The 13,054-nt window shown below is 68.5% G+C and carries 12 protein-coding genes; 2 read left to right on the top strand and 10 right to left on the bottom strand.

What is annotated here, in order from left to right; translation table 11 throughout:
* Positions 1-9 precede the first annotated feature (9 nt).
* The gene (fliG, locus tag LZ017_RS20925; RefSeq protein ID WP_241398874.1) at positions 10-1,005 is read right to left on the bottom strand and encodes a flagellar motor switch protein FliG; all 996 of its coding nucleotides are present in this window, start codon (positions 1,003-1,005) and stop codon (positions 10-12) included.
* A gap of 6 nt (positions 1,006-1,011) precedes the next feature.
* Positions 1,012-2,721, bottom strand: a complete 1,710-nt coding sequence (fliF, locus tag LZ017_RS20920) for a flagellar basal-body MS-ring/collar protein FliF (RefSeq protein ID WP_241398873.1) — start codon at positions 2,719-2,721, stop codon at positions 1,012-1,014.
* 188 nt (positions 2,722-2,909) lie between these two features.
* On the opposite strand from fliF, the gene fliE reads away from it, so the two are divergent.
* The gene (fliE, locus tag LZ017_RS20915; protein ID WP_241398872.1) at positions 2,910-3,233 is read left to right on the top strand and encodes a flagellar hook-basal body complex protein FliE; all 324 of its coding nucleotides are present in this window, start codon (positions 2,910-2,912) and stop codon (positions 3,231-3,233) included.
* Between the two features lie 34 nt (positions 3,234-3,267).
* Here the strand turns inward: fliE and LZ017_RS20910 are convergent, their stop codons facing one another.
* The 7 genes from LZ017_RS20910 to LZ017_RS20880 all read right to left on the bottom strand — a co-directional run bounded on the left by LZ017_RS20910 (position 3,268) and on the right by LZ017_RS20880 (position 9,740).
* Positions 3,268-4,002, bottom strand: coding sequence for a flagellar brake protein (locus tag LZ017_RS20910; RefSeq protein ID WP_241398871.1), 735 nt, complete (start codon positions 4,000-4,002; stop codon positions 3,268-3,270).
* 62 nt (positions 4,003-4,064) lie between these two features.
* Positions 4,065-4,364 (bottom strand): flagellar protein FliT, encoded by a 300-nt coding sequence (locus LZ017_RS20905; protein ID WP_241398870.1) that lies wholly within the window; start codon positions 4,362-4,364, stop codon positions 4,065-4,067.
* A 44-nt stretch (positions 4,365-4,408) separates the two neighbouring features.
* Complete coding sequence (fliS, locus tag LZ017_RS20900; protein WP_241398869.1) at positions 4,409-4,840, bottom strand: flagellar export chaperone FliS; 432 nt, start codon at positions 4,838-4,840, stop codon at positions 4,409-4,411.
* Between the two features lie 184 nt (positions 4,841-5,024).
* Positions 5,025-6,449, bottom strand: a complete 1,425-nt coding sequence (gene fliD / locus LZ017_RS20895) for a flagellar filament capping protein FliD (protein ID WP_241398868.1) — start codon at positions 6,447-6,449, stop codon at positions 5,025-5,027.
* A 132-nt stretch (positions 6,450-6,581) separates the two neighbouring features.
* Positions 6,582-7,454: a flagellin gene (locus LZ017_RS20890; RefSeq protein ID WP_241398867.1), complete on the bottom strand. Its 873-nt coding sequence runs from the start codon at positions 7,452-7,454 to the stop codon at positions 6,582-6,584.
* Positions 7,455-7,725: 271 nt separating this feature from the next.
* The gene (locus LZ017_RS20885) at positions 7,726-8,571 is read right to left on the bottom strand and encodes a flagellin (RefSeq protein WP_241398866.1); all 846 of its coding nucleotides are present in this window, start codon (positions 8,569-8,571) and stop codon (positions 7,726-7,728) included.
* Positions 8,572-8,900: 329 nt separating this feature from the next.
* On the bottom strand, positions 8,901-9,740 hold the full coding sequence (locus LZ017_RS20880; RefSeq protein WP_241398865.1) for a flagellin: 840 nt from the start codon (positions 9,738-9,740) through the stop codon (positions 8,901-8,903).
* 597 nt (positions 9,741-10,337) lie between these two features.
* Here LZ017_RS20880 and LZ017_RS20875 point away from each other — a divergent pair.
* Complete coding sequence (locus tag LZ017_RS20875) at positions 10,338-10,826, top strand: hypothetical protein (RefSeq protein WP_241398864.1); 489 nt, start codon at positions 10,338-10,340, stop codon at positions 10,824-10,826.
* A 91-nt stretch (positions 10,827-10,917) separates the two neighbouring features.
* Here the strand turns inward: LZ017_RS20875 and LZ017_RS20870 are convergent, their stop codons facing one another.
* Positions 10,918-12,876, bottom strand: a complete 1,959-nt coding sequence (locus LZ017_RS20870) for a tetratricopeptide repeat protein (RefSeq protein ID WP_241398863.1) — start codon at positions 12,874-12,876, stop codon at positions 10,918-10,920.
* Positions 12,877-13,054: the final 178 nt, after the last annotated feature.

Below are 13,054 nucleotides of genomic sequence, written 5' to 3'. Positions count from 1 at the left end.
CCGGCCGCCTTACAGGAACTGGTCGTCGCCGCCGCCGGCGAGCACGATCTGGCCCTCGTCGACCAGGCGGCGCACGATCTTGAGGATTTCCTTCTGCTCCGACTCGACCTCGGACAGCCGCACCGGGCCGCGCGAGTCCAGGTCCTCGCGCAGCGTCTCGGCGGCGCGGCTGGACATGTTGCGGAAGATCTTCTCGCGCAGGTCGGGGCCGGCGCCCTTGAGGGCGACGATGAGCGACTCGGACTGCACCTCCTTGAGCACGGACTGGATGCCGCGGTCGTCGATCTTTTCCAGATCTTCGAAGGTGAACATGTTGTCCATGATCTTCTGGGCCAGGTCGGCATCCGCCTCGCGGATGTAGTCCAGCACTGAGGCCTCGACGCTGGAGCCCATCATGTTGATGATCTCGGCCGCGGTCTTGACGCCGCCCAGGTTGGACTTCTTCATGCGGTCGCCGCCGGCCAGGATCTGGCCCATGACCTCGTTGAGGTCCTTGAGTGCCATCGGCTGGATGCCGTCCAGCGTCGCGATGCGGATCAGCACCTCGTTGCGCTGGCGCTCGCTGAAGGTGCGCAGCACCGAGCTGCTCTGGTCGAAGTCCAGGTGGGAGAGGATGGCGGCGACGATCTGCGGGTGCTCGTTGCGCAGCAGCTCCGCCACCGAGGCCGGGTCCATCCACTTCAGGCTCTCGATCGACGAGACGTCGGAGCCCTGCAGGATGCGGTCCAGCAGCAGGTTGGCCTTGTCCTCGCCCAGGGCCTTGCGCAGCACCGTGCGCACGTATTCGTCGGTGTCCTGCACCAGCATGCTCTGGGTTTCGGCGACGGCCTCGAACTTGTCCAGCACGTTCTCGACGCGCTCGCGCGGCACGACCTTGAGCTTGGCGATGGTCTCGCCCAGCTTCTGCACTTCCTTGGGGGCCAGGTGCTTGAAGACCTCGGAGGCCTCTTCCTCGCCCAGCGACATCAGCAGGATGGCTGCGTCCTCAACGCCCTTGTCGTCCATGGCCCATCAACCTTTCTTCACCGCTTCCAGCTCTTCGCCATTGACCCAGGCGCGCACGATGTTGGCCACCGCGAGCGGGTTGTCCTTGGCGATGATGCGGACGCGTTCCAGCTTGTCGTTGGAGATCGGCGCCTCCAGGGCCGGCAGGCCGCCGGCGCCCGGCAGCGCGTGCTGCTCGTCCTCGACCGCGTTGAGCTGGGTGCCGGCACCGGCCTCGGGCTGGGGCTCGGGCGGCGGGTAGGCCGCGCGGATCGCCGGGCGCACCATGCCGAACACCGCGATCAGCGCCACCAGCACCAGGGCGGCCGGGATGGCGGCGGTGCGCGCCAGCTCGAGCAGCCAGGGCTGCTTCCACAGCGGCACGTCCACCGGCTCGACCTTCTCGGTCACGAAGGGCGCGCTGATGACCTTGACCGAATCGCCGCGCTGCTGGCTGAAGCCCAGCGCTTCCTTGACCAGGTCGTTGAGCTTGTCCAGCTCTTCCTGCGGCACCGGCTGGGTGCTGGTCTTGCCCTTGGGGTCGGTCATGCTGCGGTGGTTGACCACCACCGCGGCGTTGAGCCGGCGCACCGTGCCAATGGCGTTGCGGGTCACGCGCACGGTCTTGTCCAGCTCGTAGTTGGTCACCGCCTCGCGGCGGCTGCTCTGCGAGTTGGCGGCGCCGCCCGCGGTCTGCAGCGGCGCGGACGCGCCATTGATGGGCGCGGTGGCCGGCACCGGAGGCTGGTTGGTCGCCGCGCCGGGCACGCCGGTGGGGGGCTGCGGCGTGCTGTTGATCGATTCCTGGGTCTGCGAGGCGCGTACCGCCACCTGGGCATTGGGGCCCTGGTTGGGGCGGTATTCCTCGGCGGTGGATTCGACCTGCGAAAAATCGACGTCGGCGGTCACGGTGGCGCGCAGGTTCTCGCGGCCCACCACCGGCTCCAGCAGCTCGTAGATGCGCTTGTTCAGGTTGGCTTCGACCTGCTGCTTGTACTGCAGCTGCTGGCTGTCCAGCCCGTTGCCGTTGTCGCTGGGGTTGGAGAGCAGGGCGCCGGTCTGGTCCAGCACCGAGACGGCCTTGGGCGCCAGCTCCGGCACCGAGGCCGAGACCAGGTGCACGATGCCGGCCACCTGGGCGCGGTCCAGCGTGCGTCCGCCGCGCAGCGTCAGCATCACCGACGCGCTGGGCTTTTGCTGTTCGCGGAAGAAGCCGTTCTGCTGCGGCATGGCCAGGTGCACGCGGGCGTCGGCCACGTCGGCCATCGCGGTGATGGTGCGGGTCAGCTCGCCTTCCAGCGCGCGCTGGAAGTTCAGCCGTTCGTTGAACTGGGTCTGGCCGATGGAGGTCTTGTCCATCAGCTCGAAGCCGACCACGCTGCCCTTGGGCAGGCCGGCGGAGGCCAGCTTCATGCGCACGTCGTACACCTGCGCGGCGGGCACCAGGATGGTGCCGCCTGGCTCGTTGCGGTAGGGCACGTTCATCTGCGCCAGCTGGGCGATGATGGCGCCGCCGTCCTTGTCGGACAGGCCGGTGAACACCGGGCGGAAGTCGGTCTTGCCGGAGTACAGCGCCATCGCCAGCAGCACGCCGACCAGTGCGGCCAGGCCCAGCCCCAGGCCCAGCTTGTTGCGCAGCGGCAGGGCCGTGAGCCGCTGGACCAGACCGGTGGGCGCGGCCGGCGCCGCGTCGGGGTCCGCCAGGGCGGTGTTGCTCGGGCTCAGGGCGTTGTCCATGGGGCGGCTTTGGGCGGTGCGAAGACTTCGGACGGGCGACCATGCCCGCTGCTGGATGAATTATTCGGATCCGGGCCCTCAAGAAAGCCGCGAACAGGCCGAATAAGGGCCCCCTGTTCCGCACTTGGGCGGCGGCGGGGCTGCGTAGGATTCGCAGCACTCGGGTATCCACCCGTACTGTCTGCGTCATGGACCTGAAGCTCAAGCCCTTCGATTTCGCGCAAGCCGCCGCCCGTGCCGGGCTGACCCCGCAGGGGCAGCCGCTGGCCTCGACGCGCGCCGCCGCCGGGGCCAGCTTTGCGGACGCGATGAGCCAGGCGCTCAAATCGGTCAGCGCCAGCCAGCAGGAGGCGCAGCGCCTGCAGCGCGAGGTGCAGCTGGACAACCCCACGGTGAGCCTGGAAGAGACCATGATCGCGATGCAGAAGGCGCAGATCGGCTTCCAGGCCACGCTGCAGGTGCGCAACCGCCTGGTCTCGGCCTATTCCGAGATCATGAACATGCAGGTGTGAGTGCCGCGGCCGGTCCGGCCGCGACCGCCGACGCTCAGTCGGCGCCGGATGTGCGGCGCATCAGCCGCTCGCGTTTCTGGGCCTGGTCGATGTAGCGCTGCAGCGCGCGTGCCGCCATTGCGCTGAGCTGTTCGAAGCCACAGCCCAGCTGGGCAGGGTGGGGGCCTTCGGCGGGCGTGACATGCTGCACGCGCAGGCACAGGGCAATCTGGGTGTCGAGGTCCAGCTCCAGCTCGGCCCCTTCGATCAGCGCCTGTTCGGCCGGCAGCTCCAGCGTGGCGGGCCACAGCAGCGCCAGCCCTCCCATGCTCAGGTTGATCACCCGCAGCCGCAGCGGGGCTTCGCCACCCAGGCACAGCGCCGGGTAGAGCCCGCTGCCGGCGCTGACGCGGTAGGCCTGGCGGCGCTGAAAGCGGTAGAGCTCGGTCGGCAGCGCGGCGCGCAGCACGCGGCCGCTCGCGCCGTCGACGCGGCACAGTCCCGGCAGTTCGAACTCCAGACGGATGCGGTCCAGATAGGCGGTGGCCTGGACCTCCTGGCTTTGCAGCAGCTCGTCCAGCGCTTCGTTCTCGGGCGGAACTTCCAGGCTCAGCGCGCCATGGGTTGCATCCAGCGCCAGCAGCACGCTGTGGACGCCCAGACCGTCCGGCGTGCAGAGCTGGATGCGCTGCTGGCGGGCCAGCAACTCGCGCAACCAGCCCTGGATCTCGGCCGGGCTGTCCAGGCGGAACTCGGCCGGCGAGGAGCGGGCGGCGCGGGTGTCAGGCATCTCGGCGATGGCTTCGTGGGCTCGTTGTCCGGGGCGGCCTCGGACGCGGGGCCGCAGGCCTTTCAGTGGACGATCTTGGACTTGCCCTTGAGCATCTGGTCCAGGTCCTCCAGCCAGGGTTCGGCCAGGTGACGGATCTCGGCGTCGTTGAGCAGGATGCGCTGCATGATGCGGGTCTTCAGCTGGGCCTCCTCGGGGGCCAGCTGCTCGCGATTGGCGGCATGCTTGAGCTGCGAGATCAGCAGCACGCAGGCGCCTTCCAGCTTCACCACCTCGTCCCAGTTGCCCGAACGGGCGGCGTTGAGCATGTCGGCGCTGGCTTGCTCGATGGCTTCGTAGTAGCTGAGGAGTTGCGTGTTCATGTCGGGATCCGTGCGGAAGCGGTTTGTCGGGGGCAGGGCGTGGGTCAGGCGGCCTGGGCGGAATCCACCCGGGTGCCGATGCTGATCCAGGCCTCGCGTATCGGTTGCAGCAGACGCTGGCACTCCTCGATCGCGGCGGCATCGCTGTGCAGATTGGCCTGGGTCAGGCGCAGGCACAGATAGGCGTAGAGGTCGCGCAGATCGCCGGCCAGCGAGCCGGACTCCAGGTTCAGCGCGGCCTTCAGGCCTTCGTCCAGGATGCGCACGGCGCGGGTCAGGCTGCGGTTCTTCAGCTCGCCCTGGCCGGTCTGCAGCGCGCCCAGGGCCTGGGTCATGGCGTCCATCGCGCCATCGAACAGCAGGGTCACCAGGCGGTGCGGGCTGGCGTTGAGCACATCGGTCTCGACACCGACCCGGCTGTACATCTGGCTGGCGCGCTGGCCGCGCGAGGCGAAGGGGGAAGTGTTGCCGTACATGGTGCTCGGGGTTGCTAAGGTCTGTTGAGACATTCTTCGGCCCCGGCGGGAGGAACTTGAGGGCTCCGTGGCGCCCTCTTTGTGCGTTGCGCGTCCTTGGTGCAGTGGCCGCGCGCCCGCGAGCGCGGCCCCATAGAAAAAGCCCCTGAATCAGGGGCTTTTCGAGGGAAGAGGAGAGAGCGGCTCAGCGGCCCAGCAGCGTCATCTGCTGGCTGACGTAGCTGGACAGCTGGTTCATCTTGCCCATGGTCTTGTCCAGCGCGGTGTACTGCGCGCGCAGCCGCTTCTCGATCAGCGCGACGCGGTCCTCGAGTTTGTCCTGACGCTCGCCGTTGTCCTTGATGCGGCTTTGCAGGCCCTTCTGGCGCGTGCTCAGGCTGCCGTCGAAGCTCAGCATCTCGTCGGCGGCGGCGCGCAGGCGCTGCGCGATGCCGCTGTTTTCCTTGTTGCCGGTGTCCAGCCCCATGAAGAGCTGCTTCATGTCGGTGACATGGCCCAGCGCGGTGTTGAGCTTGGTGTCGTTGACCGTGATCGTGCCGTTGGACTGGATGTCCAGTCCGACCGCCGCCAGCCGGTTGTAGGTGTTGCCGGCCAAGGTGGTGCTGCCGCTCATGATCTGGCGCAGCTGCGACTGCATGCCGATCGCGGTGGAGTCGCCCTGCAGCGGTCCGGCGGTCTTGGTCGAGTCGTCGTACTTGAGCTGGTCGCGGGTGAGCTGGACGAAGGCGTTGTAGGCGGTGACGAATTCGTTGATCGTCTTCTTGATGCTGTCCTTGTCCTGGTTCATCGTGACCGTGGTCGTCGCGGGCTTGAGCAGGGTCATGCTCAGGCCGTCGATGGCGGACTCGATGGTGTTGCTTTCGGAATTGACAGGCAGGCCGTTGATCACCGCCTTGGCGTTCTGCGCCGCCTGGGTCTGGCCCATTGAACTGATGCCCGCGCTGGGGTCAAAGGCCAGGCGCGACAGCCCCGCGGCGTCGCTGTTGTTGCCGTCACCATCGGCCACGGTGACGCGGAAGGCACTGCTTTCGCCGGTGAGGCTGGAGCGCATCACCAGGCGCGAGCCGGACGAGTCGTTGACCACCGAGGCCACCACGCCGGCGCCGGCGCTGTTGATCTTGTCGCGTATGGTCGTCAGCGAATCGTCGGCCCCGATGCTCACGTTGACGGCGGTCGCGCCACTCTTGGGCGTGAAGCCGGTCTGGTCGGCGTTCCACTTGCCCAGCTGGATGGTCAGTGTGCCGGCGCCCAGCTTGGTGTCGGCGCTGACGGCCGGCGAGGCCAGGGTCTGCGACGCGGCGATCTGCGTCACCGCCACCGAGAAGTTGCCGCCCGCCGTGCCGGTGCCGGCGGTGACGGTCAGCGCGCTGGTGTCGGAGGAGGTGGCGGTCAGTGCCCCCCAGGTGTCGGGCCGCGTCAGCTTGGCGGCGGCATCGCGCACCGCGCTGATCGCGCTTTGCAGCTTGCCGAAGGCCGACAGCTGCGTCTGCATGGTCTTGGCCCGCGTCTGCAGTTGGGTGATGGGCGTGCGCTCGGCGTTGACCAGGCCCTGGATCAGGGACTCGTAGCTGGTGTTGTTGCCGATGCCGACTTGGGTGACGGATGCCATGGCAGTGCTCCGAAAGAGTGCGCTCCGGGTCGCCAGGGGCGCCGGATACCCGGCTTATCGGCCCCTCGCCTCAGAACTTGAGGCCGGCGCGTTGGAAACGGGCCGGCCCGGGAAAGAAGCGTTGTCGATCGATCAACCGCCGCGCAACAGCGACAGCACCTGCTGCGGCAACTGGTTGGCCTGGGCCACCATCGCATTGCCGGCCTGCTGCAGGATCTGCGCGCGCGACAGGTTGGAGGTCTCCTGTGCGTAGTCGGCGTCCATGATACGCGCGCGGGCTGCGGTCTGGTTCTCGTAGGCGACCTGCAGGTTGGAGATCACCGCGTCGAAGCGGTTCTGCGTGGCGCCCAGCGTCGCGCGTTCCTCGTTGATCTTGTTCAGCGCGCCGTCGATGTTGGTCACCACCGCGGCGATGGCGGTGGCATCGGCCGTGTTGTCGATCACGGCACGGCCTGCGCCGGAAATGTCGTTGCCCGCCACCGGCGTGATCGCCCCGTCGGCGGTCAGGTTGGGCGTGGTGACGGCGATCTCGTCGTTGGCCGTGGTGTTGGGGCCCACCTGGAAGACCTGCGGCTGGCCGGCATCGGAGCCCAGCACATATTTGCCGTTGAAGGTGGTGCCGCCCAGCACGCGCTGGATTTCCTTGGCCAGTTCGCCGAACTCCTTGTCCAGCGAGTCCTTGTCGGAATTGGCATTGGTCGCGTTGCGGGCCTGGATGGCCAGTTCGCGCATGCGCTGCAGCGCGTCGGCGACCTTGCCCAGCGCGCCTTCGGCGGTCTGCGCCAGCGAGATGCCGTCGTTGGCGTTGCGGATCGCGACACTCATGCCGCGCGCTTGCGCGTTCATGCGTTCGGCGATGGCGAGGCCCGCGGCGTCATCCTTGGCGGAGTTGACGCGCAGCCCGGAGGACAGTCGCTGCATCGAGATGCCCAGCGAGGACTGGGACATGTTCAGATTGCGCTGCGCGTTCAGCGACGTGATGTTGGTGTTGATGGTCTGCGGCATAAGCACTCCTGCGCGAAATCCGGTCTACGGCGATCTTCATCAAGCGGCGCGGCCTGCCTGGCGTTGTCGCTGCGGCGCATGCCGCGGCGGCGATGTCGGTAGGACCGGACGTCGGACCCGAGCACTCGAATCCGATGGGGCCATTGTGCGAAGTGCCGAATGGCGATGAAGCGCGGAAAAGGCAGGAAAACCACGGCCAAAAAGAAAGGCTCCATGCGCACCGCCGGAGCGGTGCGCATGGAGCCTGGATCGCGGTTCGCGGGCCGCGGACTCAGCCGCCGCGCAGCAGCGACAGCACCTGCTGCGGCATCTGGTTGGCCTGAGCCACCATGGTGTTGCCGGCCTGCTGCAGGATCTGCGCGCGACTCAGGTTGGCCGTCTCCGTCGCGAAGTCCGCATCCATGATGCGGCTGCGTGCGGCGCTCTGGTTCTCCACCGAGATCTGCAGGTTGGAGATGATGGCCTCGAAGCGGTTCTGCGAGGCGCCCAGCGTCGCGCGCTCGCCGCTGACCGTGGTGATGGCCTTGTCGATGTTGTCGATGATGTCCTTCAGCGCCGCGGTATCGGAGGTGTTGGTGATGGCGGCCGCGGTCACCGTCGTGATGTCGGTGTTGGTGGCCATGTTGGTGGTCACCACGTCCACCACGTCGTTGGCCGTGGTGTTGGCGCCGATCTGGAAGGTCTGCGTGCCCGCATCGCCGGCGAGGATGGCCTTGCCGTTGAAGGTGGTGCCGCCCAGCACGCGGCCGATTTCCTGCGACAGCTGCGCGTATTCCTTGCCGATGGAATCCAGGTCGGTGGTGGTGTTGGTGGCGTTGCGCGCCTGCACGGCCAGCTCACGCATGCGCTGCAGCGAGTCGCCGACCTTGGACAGCGCGCCTTCGGCCGTCTGCGCCAGGGAGATGCCGTCGTTGGCGTTGCGCACGGCGACGTTCATGCCGCGCACCTGGGCTTGCATGCGTTCGGCGATGGCGAGGCCGGCGGCATCGTCCTTGGCCGAGTTCACGCGCAGACCCGAGGACAGGCGCTGCATGGACACGCTCAGCGACGACTGCGAGGTCGACAGATTGCGCTGCGCGTTCAGGGACTGCAGGTTGGTGTTGATGATCTGGGGCATGATCCAATCCTTTCGGTGTCAGGGACGTCCGGTCATCACATCTGCCGGACCACGCAGTCCAGGAGGACCCGTTGGACTTGTTATCGACGACACCTGGAAGGACTTGAGCCCGATCCGCTGGATTGATCCGCTCCTCGCATCTTTTGGCCTTGGCTGCCGATGCGCACCCCGTTCCCGTGAGGGGGAGAAGAGCGCCGCCGCAGGGCCCGGATGGGCGTGGGCCGGGCGGCGCTCAGGGGGCTTGTGCTGGGGGACTCTGGCTCCTCGGCGCGACCGCCTGGGCGGCGGTCGCGGCGATTGCGCCTAGGGCCAGCGGGGCTGGCCCGGCTTCATCGAAGAAGCGACAGCACTTGCTGCGGTTGCTGGTTGGCCTGGGCGATCATCGCGTTGCCCGCCTGTTGCAGGATCTGCGCGCGGCTCAGGTTGGCCGTTTCCGTCGCGAAGTCCGCATCCATGATGCGGCTGCGTGCGGCGCTCTGGTTCTCCACCGAGATCTGCAGGTTGGAGATGATGGCCTCGAAGCGGTTCTGCGAGGCGCCCAGCGTCGCGCGTTCGCCGCTGACGGTGTTGATGGCCTTGTCGACGTTGTCGATGATGTCCTTCAGTGCCGCGGTGTCCGAGGTGTTGGAGATCGTCGCGCTGGTCACCGTCGTGATGTCGGTGTTGGTGGCCATGTTGGTGGTCACCACGTCCACCACGTCGTTGGTGGTGGTGTTGGCGCCGACCTGGAAGGTCTGCGTGCCCGCATCGCCGGCCAGGATGTTCTTGCCGTTGAAGGTGGTGCCGCCCAGCACGCGGCCGATTTCCTGCGACAGCTGCGTGTATTCCTTGCCGATGGAATCCAGGTCGGTGGTGGTGTTGGTGGCGTTGCGCGCCTGCACGGCCAGCTCACGCATGCGCTGCAGCGAATCGCTGACCTTGGACAGCGCGCCTTCCGCGGTCTGCGACAGCGAGATGCCGTCGTTGGCGTTGCGCACCGCGACGTTCATGCCGCGCACCTGGGCTTGCATGCGCTCGGCGATGGCGAGGCCGGCGGCGTCGTCCTTGGCCGAGTTCACTCGCAGACCCGAGGACAGGCGCTGCATCGAGGTCGCCAGCGACAGCTGCGAGGTCGAGGTGTTGCGCTGCGCGTTCAGCGACAGCAGGTTGGTGTTGATGATGGCGGGCATTTTCTGCTCCTTTCAGCGTTGAAGACTCCCGGCTAAGCGCCGAACCACACGGGTGTCCGGGTAGGCACCCTTGCCGGGTCCAGGGGCGGCGAACCGTCCGCGGACCCCGCCCGACGCTAGTCAACCGTTTCAGTCCCACCCCCCTTGGGGTGTCCCGACTCCAGGCCTCCTAACCGGACCACGCGTCTGAATTCAGACCCGTTGAAATGGTTGTCGGACAGCGCTCAAGAAAACTTGAGCCCTGTTTGTCAAGAGGCTTGATCGTCGGATTAGCGGCCCGGTCCTGGCCTTGTTCATGCGATCGGTTCGACGTCATCGGATCGCGGCCGGGTAGGGCGGTTGGAACTGGGGAGTGGGTTCTGGGCGTGCCTCGCTGTGTGTCTGAATAAGGGGGAGCAGAAGGGGCGACCGTCCGGTCCGGTGGATCCGTGGCGTGCGGCCCTCAGCGCTGATTTCGACCGGTGGTGTCCGCCTCAGGGGCCGAGAAGGCCGTGCACAACGGCGCTTTTCTGCGTATTGCGGCACGGTCCGGGGCCTAAAGTCAGCAGCACTCATGCCGAGCAGGCAAACCCGTCCATCCAGGAAAGGTAGACGTCCATGTCATCGCAAACCGCCATCCTCCACGGTCAGGGTGCTCCGTCGCCGGCCGTGATGCCCATCGATACCGACACCGGCCGCCCGCAGCTGTCGCCCGAGGCGAAGGCCTTGCTGGCCAGCGCGCGCCAGGCCGCGTTCGAACAGGCCGCGCAAGGTCGCCTCGGCGACGGCCTGCACCTGCTGTGCGACGCGCTGACGCTGGATCCTCAATGCCATGAGGTGATGGCCGACATCTCCGCGCTGCTGCTGGCCGCCGGCGAGCTGCAGATGGCCGCCGACTACGCGATGCGCGCGCTGCAGGCCCGCCCCGCCCACGGCCCCAGCCTCTACACGCTGGGCTTCGCGCGCGCGGGCCTGGGCGATGTGTCCGGCGCCGTCGCCGCGCTGCTGCGCCTGATGCAGCCCGATGCGCGCGCCAGCCTGCGCGCCGAGGCGCCCGAGCTGGAGCCCCTGGCCCAGGCGGAACTGGCCCGGCTGCAGGGACACTGAATTCCCCCGCGGGCGCGCTGTCGTCCGCGCACCGCGAGCCCGCCTTCCGGCGGGCTTTTGTCATGGTGGGTCGCCGCTTGCGCCGCGGCGTTCAGGCGGATGCGCCGTGCGCGCTTGCGGCGGCGGCCGGCAGCGCCTCGGGGGGCAGGCCTGCCTCGTGGCGCGCCCACATGCGCTCGTACAGCGCTTCCAGGTCGCGCGCGAAGCCTTGGGCATTGAACAGCGCGGCGCTGTCGCGCGCGGCCAGCAGCCGCTCGCGCAGCGCGTTGCGCGCGACGGCGTCGTCGGCCAGCCGGCAGGCCAGCGCCACATAGTCGGCGCTGCTGTCGCAGATGAGTTCGGGCAGGCCGCTGGCCTGCAGCAGGCTGGCCGCGACGCGCGCGGCGAAGCCTTCGCCGCGCCGCGTGATCACCGGCACGCCGGCCCACAGCGCGTCGCTGGTGGTCGTGTGGCCGTTGCAGGGCCAGGTGTCCAGCGCCAGGTCGGCCGCGCCCAGCCGGGCGGCGTGCTCGGCCAGGTCGGCCTTGGGCATCAGCACCAGGCGCCGCGGATCGATGCCGCGCCGGGCGACCTCGTCGCGCAGCGCCGCATTGGCCGGCTCGCTGCCGGCCAGCTGCCACAGCACGGCCGCGGGCACGCGGCGCAGGATCTCCATCCAGGCGTCGAACAGCGGCGGGTTGAGCTTGTAGACCTGGTTGGCGCCCAGCAGCACGATGGCCTGCTCGGGCAGGCCCAGCGCCGCGCGGGGCGGTGGCGTGCCGCGTGCGCGCCGGCCGTCATTGGGCTGGTAGCAGATCGGCATCTGCGCGATCTTCTCGCTGTAGAACGGCGCGTGCGCCAGCGGCGTGACCTCCGGGTCGCCAATCACATAGTCCACCGCGTCCAGCCCGCAGGTGCCCGGGAAGCCCAGCCAGCCCACCTGGACCGGGGCCGGCCGATACGCCAGCACGGGCAGACGGCTGCCCGCGGTATGGCCTTTCAGGTCCACCAGCAGGTCCACCTCCAGCTCGCGGATGCGGCGCGCGGTGTCGGGCAGGCCCAGCGGCAGCACGTCCTCGAAGCGGTCGCAGGCGGCGATCAGGCGCTGGCGCATCGCCGAGCCATCGTCCGGCGCGTGCGAGAAGAGCAGGATCTCGAAGCGCTCGCGGTCGTGCTCTTCCAACACCTGCGCGATCAGGGTCGCGGTGGCATGGGATTGCAGGTCGTTGGACAGATAGCCGATGCGCAGCCGGCGCGTGGCGCGCGGCGCGCGTGGCGCGGCGGGGGGCAGCGGCACGATGTTCTGGCTCAGGTAGCGCGAGGTCATGCGCGCCGCCTCCAGCATCTGTTGCGGCTCGTGCGGCAGCGAAACCAGCGTGAAGGGCACGCTGAACTGCGGCAGCGGGTCCTGCGCGGCGCGCGCCTGCGCGTCCAGCAGCGCCTGGCGGCGCGGCTCGTAGTCCTGCCATTGGCAGGCGTGTTGTTCGAGGTGGATCAGATAGGCCTGGGCGCCCAGGTGGGTGGGATGCAGCACGGTCACGGTGCGGAAGCACTCGGCCGATTCGGCGTGCATCTTCAGGTTGTAGAAGGCGAAGCCGAGCTCGATGTAGGCGTCGCGTTCGTCGATCTTCAGCGCCAGCGCCTGCATCAGCACGGGAATGGCTTCCTGCGAGCGGCCCAGCCGGTTCAGCGCCGCGCCGTGCAGCTTCAGCAGTTCCAGCTCGCTGGCGCACAGGTCTCCGGGCAGCGCGCTGGCGAACGCGACGACGCGTGCATGCTCGTTCAGGGCCATCGCCGCCTGGGCGGCGAGCAGCGTCGCGGCCTGGGCGTGGTCCACGCGGGCGGCATGGCGCATGGCCTGTTCGGCGGCCTCCATGGCTTCACGCGTCAGCTGCGCGGCGCGCAGGGTGCGCGCCAGCGTCAGCCACAGGCCGCCGTCTTCGGGCTGCTGGCGCAGAGCCTGGCGCAGCAGCGTGGCGCCGTCGCGCCATTGCTTGTTCTGCAGCAGGGTTTGCGCCCGCGTCAGCAGCTGGGCCAGGGCGTTGGAGGACGGCGAAGCGGAGGGCGGCATGGGGCGGCTTGAGCGGAGCGAAGAAGGGGGGCGACGAGGGCCAGCAAGGGGAAAGCGGCTCGTTGCACTGTAGGTTCAGCCTCGGGACCGCAAAGCGACGATCAGGCCGGAACGGGCCGCGCAATTCGACCCGCCGCAGGGCGGCCAGGCAGTGGAAGAGCGGCCCGCCACCGGGTTC

This window comes from Pelomonas sp. CA6, assembly GCF_022549225.1.
Classification (GTDB): Bacteria; Pseudomonadota; Gammaproteobacteria; order Burkholderiales; family Burkholderiaceae_C; genus Roseateles.
This window is presented reverse-complemented; position numbering and strand designations above follow the sequence as displayed.